The sequence below is a fragment of the Ruegeria sp. CDSC052 genome (genome assembly GCF_059610685.1).
The window spans coordinates 80,947-101,959 of the sequence record NZ_JBXWOB010000001.1 but is presented as its reverse complement, the minus strand read 5'-3'; the positions used below and the strand labels follow the sequence as shown (position 1 = coordinate 101,959).

The 21,013-nt window shown below is 57.5% G+C and carries 19 protein-coding genes; 7 read left to right on the top strand and 12 right to left on the bottom strand.

Translation table 11 applies throughout. The features are described from left to right. Positions 1-67 precede the first annotated feature (67 nt). Complete coding sequence (locus AC2FIM_RS00535; RefSeq protein ID WP_496707869.1) at positions 68-1,939, top strand: glycosyltransferase; 1,872 nt, start codon at positions 68-70, stop codon at positions 1,937-1,939. 3 nt (positions 1,940-1,942) lie between these two features. Here the strand turns inward: AC2FIM_RS00535 and AC2FIM_RS00530 are convergent, their stop codons facing one another. After that, on the bottom strand, positions 1,943-2,590 hold the full coding sequence (locus tag AC2FIM_RS00530) for a GntR family transcriptional regulator (protein ID WP_142634488.1): 648 nt from the start codon (positions 2,588-2,590) through the stop codon (positions 1,943-1,945). Positions 2,591-2,689: 99 nt separating this feature from the next. On the opposite strand from AC2FIM_RS00530, the gene AC2FIM_RS00525 reads away from it, so the two are divergent. From AC2FIM_RS00525 to AC2FIM_RS00515, 3 genes are all read left to right on the top strand, one after another. Next, the gene (locus AC2FIM_RS00525; RefSeq protein ID WP_142634490.1) at positions 2,690-3,334 is read left to right on the top strand and encodes a pyrimidine 5'-nucleotidase; all 645 of its coding nucleotides are present in this window, start codon (positions 2,690-2,692) and stop codon (positions 3,332-3,334) included. A gap of 85 nt (positions 3,335-3,419) precedes the next feature. Next, positions 3,420-3,668: a hypothetical protein gene (locus tag AC2FIM_RS00520; protein WP_271946430.1), complete on the top strand. Its 249-nt coding sequence runs from the start codon at positions 3,420-3,422 to the stop codon at positions 3,666-3,668. 74 nt (positions 3,669-3,742) lie between these two features. Beyond that, positions 3,743-4,939, top strand: a complete 1,197-nt coding sequence (locus tag AC2FIM_RS00515; RefSeq protein WP_271946428.1) for a UbiH/UbiF family hydroxylase — start codon at positions 3,743-3,745, stop codon at positions 4,937-4,939. A gap of 10 nt (positions 4,940-4,949) precedes the next feature. On the opposite strand, the gene AC2FIM_RS00510 is transcribed toward AC2FIM_RS00515, so the two are convergent. Then, entirely contained in the window at positions 4,950-6,077 is a 1,128-nt protein-coding gene (locus AC2FIM_RS00510; RefSeq protein WP_142634496.1) for an aminotransferase class V-fold PLP-dependent enzyme, read from the bottom strand. A 229-nt stretch (positions 6,078-6,306) separates the two neighbouring features. Between AC2FIM_RS00510 and hutC the strand changes: the two genes are divergently transcribed. Continuing rightward, complete coding sequence (hutC, locus tag AC2FIM_RS00505) at positions 6,307-7,008, top strand: histidine utilization transcriptional repressor HutC (RefSeq protein ID WP_142634498.1); 702 nt, start codon at positions 6,307-6,309, stop codon at positions 7,006-7,008. A gap of 7 nt (positions 7,009-7,015) precedes the next feature. Here hutC and AC2FIM_RS00500 read toward each other — a convergent pair whose 3' ends face one another. Together AC2FIM_RS00500 and AC2FIM_RS00495 are read right to left on the bottom strand one after the other, a co-directional pair. Continuing rightward, complete coding sequence (locus AC2FIM_RS00500; protein ID WP_142634500.1) at positions 7,016-7,474, bottom strand: Lrp/AsnC family transcriptional regulator; 459 nt, start codon at positions 7,472-7,474, stop codon at positions 7,016-7,018. Beyond that, the gene (locus AC2FIM_RS00495) at positions 7,471-7,926 is read right to left on the bottom strand and encodes an Lrp/AsnC family transcriptional regulator (RefSeq protein WP_271946422.1); all 456 of its coding nucleotides are present in this window, start codon (positions 7,924-7,926) and stop codon (positions 7,471-7,473) included. Before AC2FIM_RS00495 ends, AC2FIM_RS00500 begins: the two co-directional genes overlap by 4 nt. Before the next feature lie 132 nt (positions 7,927-8,058). Between AC2FIM_RS00495 and ilvC the strand changes: the two genes are divergently transcribed. Then, positions 8,059-9,081: a ketol-acid reductoisomerase gene (gene ilvC / locus AC2FIM_RS00490; protein ID WP_142634504.1), complete on the top strand. Its 1,023-nt coding sequence runs from the start codon at positions 8,059-8,061 to the stop codon at positions 9,079-9,081. 39 nt (positions 9,082-9,120) lie between these two features. Here the strand turns inward: ilvC and AC2FIM_RS00485 are convergent, their stop codons facing one another. Further along, positions 9,121-9,465, bottom strand: coding sequence for a hypothetical protein (locus AC2FIM_RS00485; RefSeq protein ID WP_142634506.1), 345 nt, complete (start codon positions 9,463-9,465; stop codon positions 9,121-9,123). A 77-nt stretch (positions 9,466-9,542) separates the two neighbouring features. Between AC2FIM_RS00485 and AC2FIM_RS00480 the strand changes: the two genes are divergently transcribed. Beyond that, the gene (locus tag AC2FIM_RS00480) at positions 9,543-10,451 is read left to right on the top strand and encodes a DMT family transporter (protein WP_496678149.1); all 909 of its coding nucleotides are present in this window, start codon (positions 9,543-9,545) and stop codon (positions 10,449-10,451) included. Here AC2FIM_RS00480 and glmM read toward each other — a convergent pair. The 7 genes from glmM to glyS all read right to left on the bottom strand — a co-directional run bounded on the left by glmM (position 10,448) and on the right by glyS (position 21,005). Further along, positions 10,448-11,791, bottom strand: coding sequence for a phosphoglucosamine mutase (gene glmM / locus AC2FIM_RS00475; RefSeq protein ID WP_271946415.1), 1,344 nt, complete (start codon positions 11,789-11,791; stop codon positions 10,448-10,450). The genes AC2FIM_RS00480 and glmM overlap by 4 nt on opposite strands. A gap of 38 nt (positions 11,792-11,829) precedes the next feature. After that, the gene (gene folP / locus AC2FIM_RS00470) at positions 11,830-12,828 is read right to left on the bottom strand and encodes a dihydropteroate synthase (protein ID WP_496678151.1); all 999 of its coding nucleotides are present in this window, start codon (positions 12,826-12,828) and stop codon (positions 11,830-11,832) included. Further along, positions 12,825-13,745 (bottom strand): dihydroneopterin aldolase, encoded by a 921-nt coding sequence (locus AC2FIM_RS00465; RefSeq protein ID WP_271946412.1) that lies wholly within the window; start codon positions 13,743-13,745, stop codon positions 12,825-12,827. Before AC2FIM_RS00465 ends, folP begins: the two co-directional genes overlap by 4 nt. A gap of 100 nt (positions 13,746-13,845) precedes the next feature. Next, positions 13,846-15,216, bottom strand: a complete 1,371-nt coding sequence (locus AC2FIM_RS00460) for a multicopper oxidase family protein (RefSeq protein ID WP_496731684.1) — start codon at positions 15,214-15,216, stop codon at positions 13,846-13,848. 74 nt (positions 15,217-15,290) lie between these two features. Next, positions 15,291-15,932 (bottom strand): cell wall hydrolase, encoded by a 642-nt coding sequence (locus AC2FIM_RS00455; protein ID WP_496710154.1) that lies wholly within the window; start codon positions 15,930-15,932, stop codon positions 15,291-15,293. 186 nt (positions 15,933-16,118) lie between these two features. Beyond that, the gene (locus tag AC2FIM_RS00450; protein ID WP_496731682.1) at positions 16,119-18,680 is read right to left on the bottom strand and encodes a putative PEP-binding protein; all 2,562 of its coding nucleotides are present in this window, start codon (positions 18,678-18,680) and stop codon (positions 16,119-16,121) included. A gap of 36 nt (positions 18,681-18,716) precedes the next feature. Continuing rightward, a complete protein-coding gene (gene glyS, locus AC2FIM_RS00445) occupies positions 18,717-21,005 on the bottom strand; it encodes a glycine--tRNA ligase subunit beta (RefSeq protein ID WP_496678156.1) in 2,289 nt (762 codons plus the stop codon). Positions 21,006-21,013 lie beyond the last annotated feature (8 nt).

Here is a 21,013-nt window from a genome sequence, read left to right as displayed (position 1 = left end):
AGTCTTAACGGCCTATTAACCTTAATCGCTCCACCCTGACGCAGATTACCACGTCTGGGTTGATTGAATGGTTGAACTGAACCTGCAGCATTTCGCATCGGCCGCGCCGATTTCTACAACGGTGCGCAAGCCTTTGGGGGCTTGCCTGATCGACCGCGGGCTACTTTCGAACCATCAGTTGCAAAAAGCCCTGCACCTGCAATCCAGACAAAATGTTGCACTGGGCGAAATCCTGGTCGGCGAAGGCTGGGTAGATCGGTCCGAGGTTCTGACGGCGCTGTCTGAACAAACAGGATTGCAGATCGCGGACCTGGATCTGCATCCACCAAATCCGGACCTTTGCAAAACCCGCCCCGCCAGCTTTTGGCTGGATCACAACATCATTCCCTGGATGCGCATCGGTCCCATTCTGCTGGTCGCTACCGCCAATCCCGATCAGTTCGACGCAGTTCGCAAGCAGTTGGCAAAGGAAAAGCAAACGATCATACCCGTGCTTGCCGATGCGGACCGGATCGACGATGCAATCGCCAGCATTTTCTCGGAAAGCCTTGCTGAAAAGGCTGAAACCCGTGTGGCAATAGCTCAGAGTTGCCGGTCCTGGACTCGGCACTCGCGTATTGGGCCGATTGCCATAGTGCTTGGCCTCGCCACACTGTTCCTGGCGCAACCCATTCCGGGGCTGCTGGCTCTGGTCGTATTGGCCGTTACGTCGCTTGTATTATTCCTGACATTGCGACTGGCGGGATTGCTCTCGTTTCTATGTTACAAAGGAAAACGCCACAGTCAGACCGCCACCACGCTTCCTCTTCGACTGCCTCGCGTTTCCATCATGGTCCCTTTGTACAAAGAGCGAGAGATTGCTGGCGCTCTGATCCGTCGATTGCGACGTCTGACATATCCCAAAGCTCTTTTGGACGTCATTCTGGTTTTGGAAGAAACGGATATGGTAACCCGTGCAACCCTGGCCAAAATCGAGCTGCCCTGTTGGATCCGCACGATCGAAGTACCGGCATTAAGCGGGCTGACGACAAAACCGCGCGCGATGAACTATGCGCTGGATTTCTGTCGTGGTGATATTCTGGGCGTTTGGGATGCCGAGGACGCCCCTCTTCCCGATCAAATCGAACGCGTCGTCGGACATTTCACCCAAGCCAGTGAAGACGTCGTCTGCTTGCAAGGCGTTCTGGACTATTACAACCCGCGCACCAACTGGCGGTCTCGCTGCTTTACCATCGAGTATAACAGTTGGTTTCGGGTCATCCTGCCTGGCATTGCCCGGTTGGGACTGGTGGTTCCACTTGGTGGTACAACCTTTTTCTTTCGTCGCGAAAAGCTGTTGGAACTGGGCGGTTGGGATGCCCATAATGTGACCGAAGACGCAGATCTGGGCGTCCGCCTCAGCCGCGCGGGTTATCGGACCGAGATGGTTGATACCGCCACTTTCGAAGAAGCAAACTTTCGGGCCTGGCCTTGGGTCAAACAGCGTTCACGATGGCTCAAGGGCTTTATGGTCACATATCTTGTCCACATGCGCGCGCCGATCCATCTGCTGAAAGAGCTGGGTGTGCTGCGCTTCCTTGGGCTTCAGGCGTTTTTTCTGGGCACCGTCGGACAATTCCTGCTGGCCCCGGTTTTGTGGCTGTTCTGGCTTACCACATTCGGATTGGCCAGCCCGCTGGATCCCGTCATTCCGGGCAAGGTCATGACCATACTGATAGCTCTGTTCGTATTTGCAGAGATCACGAATGTGACCATCGGGATACTGGCTGTCTCTGCCCGTGAAAGACGGTTTCTGATGCCGTGGGTGCCGACAATGCCGTTGTATTTCCCCTTGGGTGTGCTGGCAGCTTACAAAGCCCTTTGGGAATTGGCTATCAACCCGTTCTTCTGGGACAAAACCCAACACGGTCAAGCCAGTGAAGAAGCCTTCGACATGTGACCGTCAGCTTTCGCGACGAACCGCATCCTGCTTGAGACGCGTCATGAAAGCGACCGAGATATGCTCTTTCAACGCACGTTCCGCGGCTTGCTCGTCACGGGCGGCTATCGCCTCGACGATGCCTTTGTGTTCACTTTGCGCGATCTCACCGCGCCCGGAAACCGCAAGCGATGTCGTTGCCATCAAGGCCATTGTGCGGTGCACAAGGTTCAGCTGTTGCACCAAATAGCGGTTGTGCGAGGCCAGATGGATCTGTTCGTGAAACCGCCGGTTCGCCCGAGACAGGGCGTTTGGATTGTCCACCAGCGCATCATCTTCGGCAACCATTTCCTGCAGCACCTTGATCTCTTCCTCGGTCGCGTGCTTGGCGGCCAAACTTGCAGCGAGACCTTCAAGTTCACGGCGAACGACATATAGCTCTGCCATCTGATTGTGGTCCAATGAGGCCACAATCAGCGAACGCCCGTCGCGTTCAAGCAAGGATTGGGTCTCTAACCGCTGCAACGCCTCGCGGATTGGCGTGCGCGAAACACCGAACCTTTCGGCCAGCTCGCTTTCGACCAGCCTGTCACCGGGCTTGTAGATGCCCACATCAATCGCTTCGAGAATAAGGCTGTAGGCGTCGCTGTTGGACTGCTTGGATTGGGGCATCTTTTGTTTTTCTCCTCGTTCGGACATGTCTATCCGTCTGCAGTGCGCACAATCAAGTACTGCATTGAAAACCTGCGCTGCGCCGCTTAAACGGCAGGTATGGTCAAACCTGCCTTCAGCCATGTCTCCCAATGGGTGTTCGATCTGGACAACACCCTGTACCCGCCGCATATGCGCCTGTTCGATCAGATCGAGGTGCTGATGACGGATTATGTGGTTCAGGCCATCGGCGTCGACCGGGCCGAGGCCGACCGACTGCGATCCCATTACTGGCGCGAATATGGCACCACGCTGGCCGGGCTGATGGCCGAACATGATCTGGATCCCGACCCTTACCTGCATGCCGTGCATCAGGTGGATATGAGCCATATGGACCCGGACGTGGATCTGGCGGCACATATTCGTGCTCTGCCCGGTCGCCGCATTGTCTATACCAATGGCAGCGCGCCCTATGCCGAACGCGTCCTTGCGGCGCGTGGCCTCAGCGGTTTGTTCGATGCCATCTATGGGGTCGAGCATGCGGGATACCGTCCTAAACCCGAGAAGGCCGCATTCCAGGCCATCTTTGCGCAAGACGGAATCAAGGCAGAAAAAGCGGCCATGTTCGAAGACGATCCGCGCAATCTGGCGGCCCCGCATGAGATGGGGATGCGCACGGTTCATGTCGCGCCCGAACCGCACATGGCCGATCACATCCACCACCATACAGACGACCTGACCGCCTTTCTGGCCCGCCTGCGATAGGCTGTCACACTGCGACGATCTGCACGTACTGCGACCCGGGCGCCGCCCCTATATCCCAACTGCGACGAACAGAACGGAGACCCAGATGTCCGCAATCGAAATGCCCCCGCGCTCACCCATCTGGCAGCGCCTGCTATTTGCTGTTCCTCTGTTTGGCTGGATGGCGCGCGATGCGGCCGATGCAGATGGGGACGACTGGTATTACACCGCTGCCGCCATCTTCAGCATGTGGGGCTGTTCAGTGATGCTGTTTGGCTTGCCGGGCTTGTATATCCCCGCCGTCGTGATGGTGCCCGTGATATTCCTGATCCTCATCCTGATCTCGCGCGGCTGACCTGCGAGACAGGATGTCACTTGGCGCGGGAAGTCGAACCGCTCTAGGGTCGGGTTAGAACCAAAGAGGGCGCCATGAACGACCAGTGTGACATCCTGATTTCCGGCGGCGGAATTGCCGGTTTGACCGCAGCGGCGGCCCTTGGCGCGGCTGGATTCAATGTGGTCTGTGTTGATCCTACCCCACCTGTGACCCAGCGGGACGTGGACGGATCGGATTTACGGACCACCGCGTTTTTGCAACCAGCCCACGGTCTTTTGGAACAATGCGGGCTGTGGGAAAAACTCGACGCGCATGCCGCCCCTCTTCAGATCATGCGGATTGTGGATGCAGGCGGCGATGTGCCCGAGCCGCGCGTGGTGCGCGACTTCAATGCCGCGGATATCTCGGACCAGCCCTTTGGTTGGAACCTGCCAAACTGGCTCTTGCGGCGCGAAATGGTGGCCCGTCTCGCTGAACTGCCCAATGTCGATTTTCGCCCCGGAACGGGCACGGTCAGCTTGTTCACCCGTACAGCCGAAGCCCGCGTTGGCCTGAGCGACGGGACGCGCATCCGCTGTAAACTGGTGATCGCCGCAGATGGTCGCAACTCGCCCATGCGAGAGGCCGCCGGGATCAACGTGCACACCACGCGCTATGGGCAAAAGGCGTTGGCCTTCGCGGTTACACACTCGATCCCGCATCAGAACGTCTCGACCGAGATTCACAGGTCCGGCGGCCCGTTCACGCTCGTTCCCCTGCCCGACTGGCAGGGTCAGCCCTCGTCCGCGATTGTATGGATGGAGCGTGGCCCGCGCGCGGTAGAGCTGTTGAACACCGATCCGGAAAGCTTTGAAGCGCTGATGACCGAACGGTCCTGCGGGTTGTTCGGTCCGTTGAAACTGGCCTCTCGTCGGACCATCTGGCCGATCATCAGCCAATCGGCAGAGCGTCTGTCGGGCGAACGCGTGGCCCTGATGGCCGAAGCCGCCCATGTCGTGCCCCCCATCGGTGCGCAGGGGCTGAACATGTCCTTGGGTGATCTGCGATGCCTGCTGGATTTGGCACAGGCCCGTCCCGAGGGCCTGGGTGACGCGCAGATGTTGGATGCCTATCACAAAGCGCGTCATACCGAGATCGAGGCCCGGGTCAAGGGTATCGACCTGCTGAACCGCGCCTCGATGATCGAAGCGCGGCCTTTACGGGACATACGTGCAATGGGGTTGAACGCGCTGTATTCGCTGCCGACCGTGCGCAAGACGCTGATGCAGATGGGCCTCGGCGTCCGCTAAAGCCCGATGGTCACAAAACCTGGTCCAGCACGCGCTTTAGACGCGCGATTGTGCCGTCAACATCGTACAGCTTGTCCAGACCGAACAGGCCCAGACGGAAGGTGCTGAACCCGTCTGGCTCATCACATTGCAAGGGTACACCAGCAGCGATCTGCATGCCCAGGGCGGCGAATTTGCTGCCGTTCTGGATATTGGGATCCGAGGTATAGCTGACCACCACACCCGGCGCACCAAACCCATCGGCGGCGACAGAAACAATGCCCTTATCCTTCAGCATTGCCCGTACACCGTCCCCCAATGCCCACTGGGCGTCACGCAGTTTGTCAAAGCCATAGTCTCGAGTCTCGGCCATCGTGTCGCGGAAGGCTTTCAGCGCATCTGTTGGCATCGTGGCGTGATAGGCGTGACCGCCATTTTCATAGGCTTGCATGATCTGACGCCATTTCTTCAGGTCGACGGCAAAACTGTCCGAAGTCGTCTCCTCCAGCCTTGCCTCAGCCTGTTCGGACAGCATGACAAGACCCGCGCAAGGCGATGCGCTCCACCCTTTCTGAGGGGCCGAGATCAGGACATCCACACCCGTCGCCTTCATGTCCACCCATGCGCAGCCCGAAGCGATGCAATCCAGAACCATCAGCGCCCCAACCTCGTGGGCTGCGGCTGCCATCGCCGAAATATAGTCGTCGGGCAGAATGACCCCGGCCGCTGTTTCGACATGCGGCGCAAAGACCACATCCGGGCGCCCATCGCGGATCGTTTCGATGACTTCCTCGATCGGAGCAGGCGCAAATGGGGACGTTGCCGAGTTGCCGGTCTGGCGCGCCTTCAGAACTGTTGCCGACGCTGTCAACCCACCGGACTCGATGATCTGGCTCCACCGATAGGAAAACCAGCCATTCCTGACCACCAGAACATTGGCATTGCGGGCAAACTGGCGCGCGACTGCTTCCATTGCATAGGTACCACCACCCGGGATAACGGCCACACCGTCAGCGTTGTAAACGCCTTTCAGCATCTCAGAGATGTCGCGCATCACATGCTGAAACTGAACCGACATGTGATTAAGCGAGCGATCGGTGAAGACGACCGAAAACTCCTCTAACCCATTGGGGTCAATTTTGTCCAAAAGCGGGGGCATTGGTATTCCTTTCAAATTCCACGAAACGAGCGGGTGTTCGCAACTTCGCTCACTGCCTCTCAGTTATTACTGAAAATTGACCCAACGGAACCCGGTTTCCTAAGAAAATTTTAACGCCTCAAAGGCCCTATCGACAACTAATGACGCCAAACAGTGTCAGCAACCCTTTACACCCCTACGTGTTTCTGACCAGATACATACACTTTGGAGAAGAAAGGTATTTTCACTCGTGACTGCGCATAAGCGGATCAGTTTTCAGTTTGTACGTGACGAAGTAAAACGACGAATAGAAACCAGAGTTTGGCCACAGGGGTCGGTGCTGCCGACAGAAACTCAGTTGGCAGAAGAATTTAATTGTGCCCGTGCCACGGTGAATCGTGCTTTGCGGGAACTGGCAGATCAGGGCTTCGTTGAAAGAAAACGTAAAAGCGGAACGCGGGTCAAAAAAGAACCCAGCAAACACGCAAAACTGGAGTTTTCCCTGACCCGACTGGATGTCGAGGGGCAGAACTCCACCTATCGTTATGCGCTGGTCGAGCGTAATATCGTCTCCAGCCCCGGATGGCTTGCCTCTCAGTTAAGCGTCTCGCAAGAAGCGCGTGTTTTGCATATTGTCTGCATGCACTATGCAGACAACCGGCCGTTTCAACTGGAAGAGCGCTGGATCAATATCGATGCAGTTCCAGAAGTGGAACATGCTGACCTCGACACCAAAGGCCCGCATGAGTGGCTGTTGCACGCCGCCCCCTTCACCGATGCTGAAGTCGCCTTTTGCGCGATTTCGGCAGATGGACGGCTGGCTGAATTCATGGGGACAACCTCGGGGACGTCCATGATCCAATTAGAGCGCACGACATGGAAAGACGGGCAGCCAATTACCTTTGCGCGCATGACACATCATCCCGGATATTACATCCGTACCAGGTACTAAAACGGGCCTAGCCGATAGGCCCGGGTAGCCTCTCTTCGCTCAGCAATACATTGGCTTCGACATCTCCGGCCCCGGGCAAAGTCATTATCCGGCGGCGCAGAACACGTTCAAAGTCCGAGAGATCCCGTGCCACGACGCGCAAACGGTAATCATAGAGGCCCAACACATGTTCAACGGTTTGAACCTCGGGGATCGCACTGACGGCACGTTCGAAATCTTCAAGGCTGACCTGACCTTTCCGCGCTAACTTGACCCCCAGAAAAACTGTCACCCCAAACCCCAACGCTTCTGCATTCAAACGCAGGTGGCGCCCCTTTATGATCCCCGTCGTTTCAAGCCTCCGGATACGGCGCCACATCGCGGGCTGAGACAGGCCAAATCTACGCCCCAAGGCACCCGCGCTTTGCGTTGCATCCTGGATCAGAGCGCGCAGAATTTTGCGGTCGAGCTCATCCAATTCGGTCATAGCGGCAGCACCTCATCGCTTTTGACCCGCGCGATATGCATCAATGCCTCGATATCTGCGATATGCGGCAAAGTCAGGATACGGTCACGATACAGCTGCTGGTAATGTGCCATATCCTTGGCAAGCACAGATAAGCGCACATCCACGCGGCCCAAAAAGGTCTGAATCTCGATCACCTCGGGAACCTCGCGCGCGACACCCATGAACTCGTCGAATGCACGCGGTTGGGTCTTATCCAGCGTCACCCGCAATGAAACCTCGACTGCATATCCCAATGCGGCCCAGTCAATGATCGCCTCTTGGGCTTGAATAATCCCGGCCTCTTGCATTTTTTCGATACGTCGCCAGCAGACACTTGTGCTGATGCGACAAAGCTCGGCCAACTCAGCGGTTGTCAGTGTCGGGTCGGCCTGGAAATGACGCAGAAGCCTGCGGTCAACATCATCAAGCATGATTTTTTCTTTTTTACTATACTTCAAGAATAGATACTCGAGTTATCCTTGATAATTCAAGGATAACAGTATCGCTATCCTTGGAAAATCGCCTTAAAACCCACAGCAATCGAAACAGAAAGGACCAGCATCATGCGCGTCTATTACGATCGCGATTGCGACATCAACCTGATCAAAGATAAAAAAGTGGCCATCCTGGGTTATGGCAGCCAGGGTCATGCACACGCGCTGAACCTGCGCGACTCGGGCGCGAAGAATCTGGTCGTTGCCCTGCGCGAAGGCTCGCCTTCGGCTAGGAAAGCCGAAGCCGAAGGCCTGGCGGTCATGGGCATTGCAGAAGCGGCAGCCTGGTGTGATGTCATCATGTTCACCATGCCCGATGAATTGCAGGCCGAAACTTACAAGAAATACGTGCATGACAACATCAAGCCGGGTGCTGCGATTGCGTTCGCCCACGGCCTGAATGTTCACTTTGGCCTGATCGAACCGAAAGCAGGCGTAGACGTCATCATGATGGCCCCCAAAGGCCCCGGCCACACCGTCCGTGGTGAATACACCAAAGGTGGCGGCGTTCCCTGCCTTGTGGCTGTTGACACTGACGCAACCGGCAAAGCGCTGGAAATCGGTCTGTCCTATTGCTCGGCCATCGGTGGCGGCCGTTCGGGCATCATCGAGACCAACTTCCGCGAAGAATGCGAAACCGACCTATTCGGTGAACAGGCGGTTCTGTGTGGCGGTATCGTCGAGCTGATCCGCTGCGGCTTTGAAACTCTGGTCGAGGCAGGTTATGCACCCGAAATGGCCTATTTCGAGTGTCTGCACGAAACCAAGCTGATCGTGGACCTGATCTATGAAGGCGGAATCGCCAACATGGATTACTCGATCTCGAACACTGCTGAATACGGTCAGTACGTCACTGGTCCGCGCATCCTGCCTTATGAGCAGACCAAGAAGGCAATGAAAGAGACCCTGTCGGACATCCAGAGCGGCAAATTCGTACGCGACTTCATGCTGGAAAATGCTGTGGGTCAACCCACCATCAAAGCCTCGCGCCGTTCCAATGACGAGCACCAGATCGAAGTGGTCGGCAAAAAGCTGCGGGACATGATGCCCTGGATTTCGGCCGGTAAACTGGTCGATCAGGAAAAGAACTGATCCTATCGTGACGCCGCCCCCCGGGGCGGCGTCATTCATTTAATGGGCGTCAAAAATTTCTATCGACGGCCCGCCAACAATATCCACATGGGTATACATCGGGTTCGAATGCTGCTCGAACCGCACCGGCTTGTCGACAACCACCGAGGGCCATTTCCCGGGCTTCTGACAGAGGAAGATGTTGAGCAGCAAATGGCTGGGATTGATCCCCTGCGGATTGGCGATAACCAACATGGGCTCGACCCCTGGATTACCAACCGTGACAATGCCCGTCACAATCAACCTAGCGGGCCCCGGAGGCATCTTGTTGTTCCAAGCATACCAATCTCGTGAAGCCACATCGTCTCCGGGCTGGCAAACAGCATTCACTTCTTTGTAGTCCATAATTTGTCTCCAAATTCTTTTTCCAATACCCCTACAATACCACACTCGCAGCTAATTGTGACGAAGCAGGCAATACCATGAGAGAACCCTCTGAAATCACCAACAAAAACTGGCTTATGGTCGCTGTACTTGGCTTCATCTGGGGCGGCACATTTATGGTCGTGGCCATCGCGCTCGAAGGGTACGGGCCCGTCACAGTAGCAACAGCGCGCACGACTCTGGGCGCGCTCACCCTTATACTGCTGATGGGGGCGACGGGTCGCAAATTGCCAACAACCACGCGGGGCCTTTGGCCCTCAATCATCGTGATCGGGATTCTGTCGACGGCCCTACCTTTTTTGCTGCTCAGCTGGGGCCAGCAATATGTTCCGTCCGCCTTTGCGGGCCTGTCGATGGCGGCCATCCCGTTGATGGTGTTGCCACTGGCACATTTCTTTTCGGATGAGCCCCTCAACGCGCGGCGTTTTGTTGGCGTATCACTTGGATTTGCAGGCGCGCTGGTTCTGATTGGCCCTGGCCTTGCACAGCTTGGTCAAGGTGCGGAACCACTGGCACAGCTGGCCTGTATTGGTGCTGCACTGTGCTATTCCTGCGCTTCTATATTCACGCGCAGATGCCCTCCGGTCGATCCGGTTGTTCTGGCTGCGTTCACTTTGCTGGTCGGCGCGGCGATCTTGTTGCCCATCATGCTGGTAACCGAAGGGGTGCCAAATTGGCATGGCGCACGGCCTAGCCTCGCCATAATCGCATTGGGCCTTGTTCCAACCGCCTTTGCCACGTTGCTGCGCGTCTCGATTATTCGCAGCGCCGGGTCTGTTTTTCTGACGCTGGTCAACTACCAAGTTCCGATATGGTCGATGGTGTTTGGCGCGTGGGTTCTGTCCGAGGCATTGCCGATACGGTTTTACGTTGCTCTAGCGATGATCCTGACCGGGCTAGCGATCAGCCAGTGGTTCAGCCTGCGCAGAATGCTGGCCGGTCGCTAGCCTGCAACCGCCGCGACCTCAGCAACGATACTGTCAACGACTTTGGCCAACAGCTGATCATCTTCACACTCCGCCATGACGCGGATCAGAGGTTCAGTGCCGGATTTACGGATCAGTAATCGGCCTTTTCCTTTCAGACGCTCTTCGGCATCCGAGATTGCGGCTTTCACACCAACTGTTTCCAGCGGGGCCTGCCCCTCGCCATAGCGCACGTTCTTCAACAGTTGCGGTACTGTTTCGAACTGAACCGACAGTTCGGATGCGTTGCGCCCGGAATGTACCATTTCAGCCAGGAAATGCAGGCCCGCCATGAGGCCATCGCCTGTGGTGGCATAATCGCTCATGACGATGTGGCCAGATTGTTCACCACCCAGGTTGAAATCTCCTTCACGCATCCGCTCGACTACATAGCGGTCGCCTACGGCCGTTCGTTCAAGCTTGAGCCCCTGCGAACCGAGATGGCGTTCGAGACCAAGGTTGGACATGACTGTCGCGACCAAAGCGCCGCCGCGCAAGCGGTCGGCCTTGGCCCAAGAGGTCGCCAACAACGCCATCAACTGATCGCCGTCGGCCACGTGTCCGTGCTCATCCACGATCACAACCCGATCGGCATCACCATCCAGGCAGATCCCCACATCGGCCCCGTGCGCCACCACCGTTTCAGCTGCTAGCTGAGGTTTGGTCGAACCGCAATTCAGATTGATATTCTTACCGTTAGGAGAGGTGCCTACAGGAATGACCTCGGCCCCAAGTTCCCACAAAACTTCGGGCGCAGTACGGTGCGCGGCGCCATTGGCGCAATCCACCACCACTTTCAAACCGTCCAGCCTAAGATCGCGGGATAGCGAAGATTTCACCCGCTCGCCATAGCGAAACCGCGCATCGTCTACCCGGCGGGCCCGACCGATATTTTGGGCCTGCGCAGGCTTAACCCCTTCTTCGATCAGCCGTTCGATTTCAATTTCCGCCTGATCCGACAGTTTGAAGCCATCAGGCCCGAAAAACTTGATCCCGTTGTCTTCGGCGGGGTTGTGACTGGCCGAGATCATCACGCCCAGATCGGCGCGCATTGACCGCGTCATCAGGCCGACAGCCGGCGTTGGAACTGGTCCCAGCAGCAAAACATTCATCCCGGTCGAGGTCAGCCCCGCCGTCAGCGCGTTTTCCAGCATATACCCAGACAGGCGCGTATCCTTGCCAATAACAACACGGTGCACGCCGGATTGGTCACGTCGGAAGTACCGCCCAACCGCGGCCCCCATGCGCAGGGCCATCTCAGCCGTGATCGGATGCGTATTGGCGGTGCCACGCACCCCATCGGTTCCGAACAGCTTGCGCATTGGTATCTCTCCGTAAATTCTTGCTTGTTGCGACCGGATTACCGGACGGCGGCCCATAGACGCAAGGCCTGAGCGGTTTCAGCGACGTCATGAACACGAAGGATCTGTACACCCTGTGCCAATCCGGCCAGCCCCACGGCGATGGATCCCGGCGCACGGGCATCTTTGCCGGGTTCTTTGCCTATCTGACCAATAAACCCCTTTCGGGACACGCCCAGCAGGATCGGACACCCCAAACCGTGAAACAGGCTGAGATTCTGCAGAAGGATAAGATTGTGCTTTTCGGTTTTGCCAAATCCTATGCCCGGGTCGATAACGATCTGGTCCCGGCTCATGCCGAGGTCTTCAAGAAACCCGACCTGCCCATGTAGGAAGTCATAAACATCCAGCAAAACACTGTCGTAAGTCGGGTCGTCCTGCATCGAACCGGGATCGCCCTGCATGTGCATCACACAAACGGACGCACCAACCTGGGCACAGAACGGCGCAAGGTCCGGATCGAAGGTAAAGCCCGAGACGTCGTTGATCAGCCCTGCCCCGGCTTTCCAAGCGGCTTTGGCAACGGCGGCTTTGCGGGTATCTATGGAAATCAACGCATCGGTCGTCGATCTGATCGCCCGAACCAAAGGTTCCGTACGGGCGATTTCCTCATCTTCAGGGACAAAGGTTGCACCCGGGCGTGTCGACTCGCCTCCGATATCGAGAATACTGGCGTCCCGCGATACCATGTCCCGAGCCGCAGCCTGTGCCGCCTCGACCGAGTTATGCACCCCGCCATCCGAGAAACTGTCCGGCGTGGCATTGAGGATGCCCATGATCTGGGGCCGATCCATCGCAACGCCAGAAATAGCGGCCCGTGGACGTGTCAGCCGATCCAGCACATCGCCGGGAACCTGCGCAGCCGGGAGGATGCGCGCGGCTTCGGTCCGGCTGAGGCGTTCGACATGGGTGAACCACAGCGTCTGACCGGCCAAGGCGACCGCCCCCTCGGGGCACGCCTCACCATGTTGAACCAAAGGGCGATAGTAAGTGGTCACAGGGTCGCCTGATCCACCGGCACAGCGCGCAGCGGAGTCTGGGGTGAGTCCGGCAAGGCGCCTCCGAATACCATCAGCTCGCTCGCTTCGAATGTCGCGGCAAACCACGCCGCCAGAGCGACCGCATCCGAGGGCGCAGCCGACGGGCCGTCCACTGCATCAAGCACGATCTTGGACGGCGCCCAGACGCAAATCTGCCCGTTCTTCATGGCCCAATCCAACTCGGTCCGGGTGGAAACGACGACACAGCGCAGGTCACGCGCGGCCAGTACCCAGGCGTTCTGTTCAATGGCCAGCAGGTCGATCCGGCGCTGAGTCATCGCGTGACCGGTTTGCGAAACGGCCATATCCGCCGCCCCGACGCAGAGGATCAGGGGGCGTTTCCGGTTTTCCAACTGGTCAATCCAGCCGGTCAGATTGTCCGACGCGATTGCTTCGTTTGACAGGAAGGCCAAACGCGGGTGCGGACGCTCTTCCTCGACCAGATCGTGGTGAGTTGCATCTTTACCGCGCACGATCTCGACGCCCAAAGCGCCGGGTCCTCGATCCAGTTTTTCTATTCTGACAAAAGCTCTTACGGCCTGAGGTTCAAGCAGAATTCTCTCAGCAATCCGGTCCGCCAGAGTTTCCAGCAGGTTCAACCGCTCGGCCGACAGCTCAAAGGCGATGGCCTCGGTCACACGATCATAGGACAGGATGCGATCAACATCATCGTCAATAGGATCGGTCAGCGGGCGCACCTCGACAACGATATTGAAGCAGATGCGTTGCGTCGTTCCACGCTCGGCCTGAAAGGCGCCGATCTCGACCTCGACAATATGGTCACGCAGAGAGATGCGATCCAGAGGTCCCCGCGTGGCTGTCGCTTCGGACCGCTCGGAGGGGTGCGCAAAGGCAAGACGGATTTCAGAACTCATGCGGTTGACCCTTTGGGCTTGGTGGACTTTTCGGACCTATTTACATATTGCAGGCCCTATAACACTGCAACAAGCGCCATTCCAGTCTTCGAATGCGGCGTCAGCTGACGCGAAACCAGCTCATCATTCCGGATGCGGAATGACCCAGCATATGGCAGTGTAACAACCAGTCGCCTGGATTGTCAGCAATCAGCGCGATTTTACGGGTCTGACCCCGCCCTATCAGTATCGTGTCGCGCCAGGGGCCCAGCGTGCCGTCATCCAGGATGATGCGGAAATGGTGCCCATGCAGGTGCATAGCGTGGGGAAACGCCGTTTCATTGACAAACTCAATCTGATGAGCACTTCCCAATCGCGCATCCAGAAACGGCTCATCCGGTCGATCAGAATAGCCATTCAATGCCCAAAACCTCCCGAGTTGGGCCAATTCACGGCCTGATAGTTCGGTCTCGCCCATATTGGCGGAATCCAGCCATCGCATGGCCCCGCCTTGCAGCGTCATGCGATGGATCGGTGCGTCGTCCAGCCGAACCTTAGGCATCTCATTTGCTGGCAAAGGGCGGATTCCAGTCCTGTTTGCCGCCGCCTGACCGGCCACCGCAAGCCGAACCAGACCGAAGCTGTCACCGCGTTCTTGACTTACAAGCCCGGCAATCTGACCCTCATCACTTTGCACATCCACAATCAGATCCATCCGCTGAGCAGGTGCAAGCGGGACGTTCCCGGAAACCGGCAAAGGGTCAACCAGAGGCATTCCATCCAAAGCGACGATCCAACCTGTCAGACCATCCAGCCCCAGATCGAATATCCTGGCATTTGCCGCATTGATCAGCCGCAGCCTCAGGCGCGCGCCGCGCGCCACTGCATATTCTGGATCAAACTGGCCATTAACTGTGACGAGATTGCCCAAACGCCCGGCGTGGCTGAGGTCGTGCTGGTTATCAAAATCTTCTACGATCTGCCCGGTTTCCGGGGCTAACCTCCAGTCGTCCAGGACAAGGGTCAAATCCTGATCCACATCAGGCAGATTATCTTCTTCGACAATCAATGGGCCGTAGAGGCCACGCGCAACCTGCTCCATGGATCGGTTATGGGCATGATACCAATATGTCCCCGCATCCGGGACCACAAAGTCATAGGTAAAACTGTGGCCTGGCTGAACAGCGTCCTGCGTCAGACCCGGAACTCCGTCCATTGCATTGACAATCCGAATGCCATGCCAGTGGATCGTAGCGGGTTGGGGCAAATCGTTTACCAATCTGCGCCGGACGCTTTGCCCTTTGCGCAGGCGAATTTCTGAACCGGGCACATTTCCACCAAAGGACCAAACCGAGGTCTCGGGGTACCCGTCAGGGGCCAGCTGTCGGGAGACGATCTGGGCAACCAAATCATCTATTGCGGCATGCACTGCCTTGGGCAACAGCAACATTGCTGTACCGGATTGCAAAATCTGTCTGCGTGATAACAACAATACGGGCCTCCTTGGCCCGCAATCTAAAGCGATTTTCGTCCCGCGCCAGTAGGGTTCCAGCGCGGGTGCGTCAATCAGTTACTCGCCGTCTGATAGTTGTGACGGTAGAAAATATGGACACCGATACGCGCGGTTTCCTTGTAGACCTTGGCCCAAGACGGGCGCACTGCGGTCGTGTGATAATGCGTAGCCCCTTCGGTCAGCTTTTTGGCAGCCCCGTCGATGGCTGTACGCGCAACTTTTGCCACACGCTCATAGGCCTTCTTTTCACGGATCACTTCCTCTTGACCGTCACAGGTATAGGTGAACTGGCACTGGTATTTCTTACCTGTGCCCTGATTGATCACACCACACAGCGTGTCGGGAAAGCGGCTGCTGGCAACACGGTTGAGGATAACCTCCGCCACAGCAAACTGACCGCGCACACCTTCGCCGCGCGCTTCAAAGTACAACGCCTCGGCCAGGCACTTGAATTGTTCGCCTCCGGTGGCGGTGGGTTGCTCGTCCAACCAGCTCTTGGAGTAGGACACTTCTTTCGGCTCAGGCTCCTGTCGGGGCTTGAACAAATTCAGATAATCGCGAAAATTCTGACCGGGCAGTTCGCTACGGGCGACCAGCTCACGTTTCGCAGTATCGGTTGCTTCCCTCTCAGCGAAGGACACACTAGGCAGCATGGTTGTCGCCATAACGGCAACAGCCAGAATATATCTTAGCATCAGATAACCTCGCACAGGCACATTCTGCGCCATACCCTCCCCCGGCGGGCGCGATGAGGCTCATACCGAATTGAATCGGAAACGTCCAGATCAGAAGAAGATGCAAGTGGAAAATCGCCGTAACGTCAAAATATGTTGACGACGGCTACCTTCTTTTCCCACTAATCCTTGGGTCGGCAGTTACTGTCAACCCCCAAGTCTGGACGAAATCGCCAGTTGAGCGGCAGCCAGCCGAGCGACAGGTACCCGGAAGGGTGAACATGACACATAGTCGAACCCCAAATCCCGACAAATTGCGATTGATTCGGGGTTTCCGCCATGTTCGCCACAGACCGACAGGGTCACGTCCGGCTGAACCCGGCGTCCGCGTTCAGACCCCAGCTTCAGCAATTCCCCTACACCATCGGGATCTAGCACGTGGAACGGATCCTCGGCGAAAACACCCTGACGCACATAAGCAGACATGAAACGACCAGCGTCATCACGAGACAATCCATAGGTCATTTGGGTCAAATCATTGGTGCCGAAGCTAAGGAACGCAGTTTGTGGAGCGATTTCGTCCGCCCGCAGGCAGGCACGCGGCGTTTCCACCATGACCCCCAGCCGATATTCGAACTCTTGCCCTCGTTCAGCAGCTACCGACGCCGCAACCGTGTCTATCCGAGATTTGACAAGCTCAACCTCGCGCTTGGCCGAAACCAGCGGTATCATCACCTCGGGGACCACCAGAGCGCCCTCTTCGCTGGCCTCAAGCGTCGCCTCAAAGATTGCCCGGGCCTGCATATCATAGATTTCCGGCACCGTGATGCCCAGCCTGACGCCGCGCAATCCCAACATCGGATTGTATTCGGTCATCTCGGCGACACGGCGTTCCACATCCGAAACCGGCAGATCAAGTGCCTCTGCTAATTCACGCTGGCCACTGCGAGTCGTGGGCAGGAACTCATGCAACGGCGGGTCGAACAGGCGGATACAGACCGGTTGACCTTCCATAATTCGAAAGAGTTGCACGAAATCTGCGCGTTGCATCGGAAGCAGACGTTCCAGAACCGCCGCACGACCGGAAGAGGTTTGGGCAAAGATCATTTCGCGCATCACGATCAGGCGGCCGGGATCAAAGAACATATGTTCCGTCCGGCACAGGCCGATCCCTTGTGCCGAAAAGTTCCGAGCGGTCTGCGCATCCGCAGGCGTATCGGCATTGGCGCGGATCTCAATATCACGTTCGGCGTCTGCCCAGCTCATAAGCGTCTGAAAACAATCGTCTAGCGCCGCCTCAAGCATCGCGGGTTGCCCCGCCAGAACCTGCCCCGAAGTTCCGTCTATCGTCAGCTTGTCGCCCGTTTTGAAAACACGGCCATCCTGGGCTGTCAACATCTTCTCTTTGGTCTGAAACCGCATTTCAGAGGCGCCAACGATGCAAGGCAGGCCCAAGCCGCGACCGATCACGGCCGCATGGCTGGTCATCCCACCCTTTTCGGTCAGAACAGCCACTGCGGCGTGCATTCCCCGGACATCTTCCGGGGACGTCTCTCGGCGCACCAGAATACAGGGCTCGCCCCGCGCGGCACTGGCCTGCGCCTCGGCCGCAGTAAACACAAGCTTTCCGGTTGCCGCCCCTGGACTGGCTGCAATGCCTGTGGTCAGCACATCGCGGCGCGCGTCGGGGTGAACCTGCCGGTGCAGCAACTCGTTCAGAGAATGCGGATCGACCCGCATCACCGCCTCTTGCTGAGGAATGATGCCATCCTCGGCCAACCGAACAGCAATCCGCATGGCGGCACGGGCACTGCGCTGCACGCGCACACCGTCCAGAATGTGAACGTGCCCATTTTCGATGACGAATTCGACCTGCATTTCCTCACGCAGCTTTTCGCGCATGATTGCAGCATGTGCCTTGAGTTCCGCGAATGCCTTGGGCGCAACTTCCTCAAGCGACTTACCACGCGGATCCTTTTCCAGATACAGCGCCGCGACCCCCTCGCCCAACGCATCGCGACCCTGGCTTTGGCTGAGGTAACGACCGGTTATCTGCTGCAGCCCTGTTGTCGGATCAATCAGTTGCAGAACGCCGGACCCGCATTCGCCCTGCCCCACACCCGGGACCATCTCCTGAATGACTAGGCCCAGACCTGCATCCGCTGGCGCACCTTTTGCCTGGCGTAACAGCCGGGCTGAGGTTCCATCCCAGGCCCGCGCCATCGAACGCAGAACCGCAACCAGCTGCTCACCACGATCCTGTGGAAAGGGCTCGTCGGTCTCATCCTCATAGGCCCGCAACGACTGGCGCAGACCTTCCAGCCCATCGGCCTCGATGTCGTCAAACACATCCGCATCCAGACGCGCCACATGAATGGCATAGCTTTGAACAAAGCGCAGCGACAGTGCAGCCGCGGCCTCGTTCCCCATCTCGTCTGACAGATCCACATAGCGCGCATCATTCATACCGATGTTGAGGATTGCCCCAGGCCCGCCCCAATCGGGGTCTTCGGAACTTGGACGAACACATAGCAGCGCCGCCTCGTCGAACTGTTCGAGAATAGCCGCAATGTCGGGCACCTGCCCGCCGGCGATCCGCTGCACTGCATCAAAGGACAATGCAACCGTTCGTGGTACGGGAAAATCCAGCCGAACCAGACGCTGCAGGCATTTCGCGCGCCCGCCATGAGTATTCGCCGCTACGGGCGCATCGGCTGTGATCAGAGTGGTATGCGGGTTATTCTGCACTGCGGCACCTTTTGGTTTCACCGCAGCATAGGCCCCTGCGCCCGTGGCGCAAGAGCGTTAACCTTCGATTCGGGCCAGATCGGCCACGCTGGAACAGACCTTCCTGATCTGGCTGAGCAGGTTCAGACGGTTGCGGCGCAGGATGTCATTGTCGGTATTGACCTGCACATCCTCAAAGAACGCATCCACCGGCCCGCGCAGCGCGGCCATGGCCGTCATCGCGGCCGGGAAATCCTCGGACGCCAGCGCTGTGTCGATCTGTGCCTGAGCCTGATCCAATGCTGCAAACAGTGCTTTCTCGCTGTCTGTTTCGGCAAACTTCACATCCGCCCCATAAGAGTACTCGACCCCATCCTTTTCCTCGGCCTGAGTCAGGATGTTGTTGGCCCGCTTGAACCCCTGCACGAGGTTCTCGCCATCCTCGGTCGCAATCACCGCATTCAGCGCCCGGGCACGTTTGACCAGCAGATTGAGATCGTCATTGCCGTCCATAGCGATACAGGCGTCGATGATGTCGTGGCGGATGCCCTCATCCCGGAGGAAGGTCTTGAGGCGGTCGTGGAAGAAGGAGAGGAGGTTGTGAGGAACGTTTTCAAGCAATAGCTCGCCGTGTCGCAACTCGTTATCAATCGAAACAAGCTCTTCGGCGGCAAACTCGACTTCTTCACCGAATAAGATAACCTGTTGACGAAGCGCTTCTTGCGATGGGCCTTTAGCTATGTTTGATGCCTCGGCTTGGTACTCGGTGATCTTTCGCTGCAACTTGGAAATCCTTGTCTCCAACTCTAGGCGCCTTTGAATCGCGCTTGGGTCCGCAACGTTGTATTGTAAAGCACTGGCACAAAAACCAAGCAGCGGAACGTATAATTGATTCTCCAAAACCAACCGAATTACCCCCAACGCGGCACGGCGTAGGGCAAACGGGTCTTTCGACCCGGTCGGCTTCTCATCAATCGCCCAGAATCCGGTCAGCGTGTCCAACTTGTCGGCCAGCGCCACGGTCACCGACAGCGGCGCTGTCGGAACGTAATCTGACGGGCCCAGCGGCGAGTAGTGCTCTTGCGCCACGGCGGCTACGGCAGCGTCTTTGCCCGCCTCCGCAATATAGTACCGCCCCATAAGCCCCTGAAGTTCAGGGAATTCATAGACCATCTCGGAACTCAGATCGGCTTTGGCCAGACGCGCGGCTTTCTCGGCCTGATCTGCGTCCGCTCCAACAATCGGTGCCAGCTCGCGGGCCAGTGCGGCAATACGATTGATCCGTTCAGCTTGACTGCCAAGTTTCAAATGAAATGTAACGTTGCTCAACGTTTGCACCCATTGCTCAATATCGGATACTGCAATCCGCAGATCATTGTCCCAGAAGAACTTTGCATCTGCCAACCGAGCTGCACAAACCTTCTGGTTCCCCGCCAGAATTGTCGCGCCATTGTCGGCGGTCTCGCGGTTGGCGACGGTGATAAAGCGTTCAATCCGGCCGGTTTTGGGGTTCTTCACAGAAAAGAATTTCTGGTGTTCCTTCATCGAGGTCTGCAGCACCTCGGGCGGCAGTTCCAGAAACTCCTCGTCAATCTGCCCCATCAGCACCACAGGCCATTCGACCAGCCCCGCAACCTCGGCTAGCAGACCCTTGTCGTCGACCACTTCCAGACCGGCGGCAAAAGCCATGTTCTGCGCGTCGTTCCAGATGTGTTCGGCGCGTTCCTCAGGTGACAGCACAACAAAGGCGCGTTTCAGCTTGGCGGCATAATCCTCAAACGACGTTACAGAAAACCGGTTCGGGGCCATAAAGCGGTGACCCTCGGTTGTGTCGCCGGATTTGATCCCTTCAACTTCCAGAGGCACGACCTGCGCTCCGGTCTCATCATTGAGGATGCACAGGATCGAATGCAGCGGACGCACCCAGCGCATCGACCCACGTCCCCAACGCATCGACTTGGGCCAGGGGAAGTTACGGATGGTCGCCTCAAGCACTTCGGCCACAATATCAGCCGCCGGGCGACCGGGCTTTTCGATCATCGCGAAATACACCGCGCCTTTGGGCGTTTCGCGCTCTTCAAGCTGATCACGGGTTACACCGGCGCCGCGCAGGAAGCCTTCGATGGCCTGATCCGGCGCGCCCACTTTCGGACCCTTGCGTTCTTCGCGGATGGACGGGCTTTCGGCCAGCAAGCCTTCGACTGCCAACGTCAGACGACGGGGCGTGGTCAGTGAGACGGCTGCGGCATAGGTCAGACCGGCCTCGACCAGACCATCGGTGATCCGCTTTTTCAGGTCTTCACCGGCACGGGTTTGCATGCGTGCAGGGATTTCCTCGGAAAACAGTTCGATCAGCAGGTCGGGCATAGTCGGTC

Coding starts and splice junctions, on each gene's coding strand:
- AC2FIM_RS00535 (WP_496707869.1), top strand. CDS start 68: ATGGTTGAACTGAACCTGCAGCATTTCGCATCGGCCGCGCCGATTTCT.
- AC2FIM_RS00530 (WP_142634488.1), bottom strand. CDS start 2,590: ATGCCCCAATCCAAGCAGTCCAACAGCGACGCCTACAGCCTTATTCTC.
- AC2FIM_RS00525 (WP_142634490.1), top strand. CDS start 2,690: ATGGTCAAACCTGCCTTCAGCCATGTCTCCCAATGGGTGTTCGATCTG.
- AC2FIM_RS00520 (WP_271946430.1), top strand. CDS start 3,420: ATGTCCGCAATCGAAATGCCCCCGCGCTCACCCATCTGGCAGCGCCTG.
- AC2FIM_RS00515 (WP_271946428.1), top strand. CDS start 3,743: ATGAACGACCAGTGTGACATCCTGATTTCCGGCGGCGGAATTGCCGGT.
- AC2FIM_RS00510 (WP_142634496.1), bottom strand. CDS start 6,077: ATGCCCCCGCTTTTGGACAAAATTGACCCCAATGGGTTAGAGGAGTTT.
- AC2FIM_RS00500 (WP_142634500.1), bottom strand. CDS start 7,474: ATGACCGAATTGGATGAGCTCGACCGCAAAATTCTGCGCGCTCTGATC.
- AC2FIM_RS00495 (WP_271946422.1), bottom strand. CDS start 7,926: ATGCTTGATGATGTTGACCGCAGGCTTCTGCGTCATTTCCAGGCCGAC.
- ilvC (WP_142634504.1), top strand. CDS start 8,059: ATGCGCGTCTATTACGATCGCGATTGCGACATCAACCTGATCAAAGAT.
- AC2FIM_RS00485 (WP_142634506.1), bottom strand. CDS start 9,465: ATGGACTACAAAGAAGTGAATGCTGTTTGCCAGCCCGGAGACGATGTG.
- AC2FIM_RS00480 (WP_496678149.1), top strand. CDS start 9,543: ATGAGAGAACCCTCTGAAATCACCAACAAAAACTGGCTTATGGTCGCT.
- glmM (WP_271946415.1), bottom strand. CDS start 11,791: ATGCGCAAGCTGTTCGGAACCGATGGGGTGCGTGGCACCGCCAATACG.
- AC2FIM_RS00465 (WP_271946412.1), bottom strand. CDS start 13,745: ATGAGTTCTGAAATCCGTCTTGCCTTTGCGCACCCCTCCGAGCGGTCC.
- AC2FIM_RS00455 (WP_496710154.1), bottom strand. CDS start 15,932: ATGCTAAGATATATTCTGGCTGTTGCCGTTATGGCGACAACCATGCTG.
- glyS (WP_496678156.1), bottom strand. CDS start 21,005: ATGCCCGACCTGCTGATCGAACTGTTTTCCGAGGAAATCCCTGCACGC.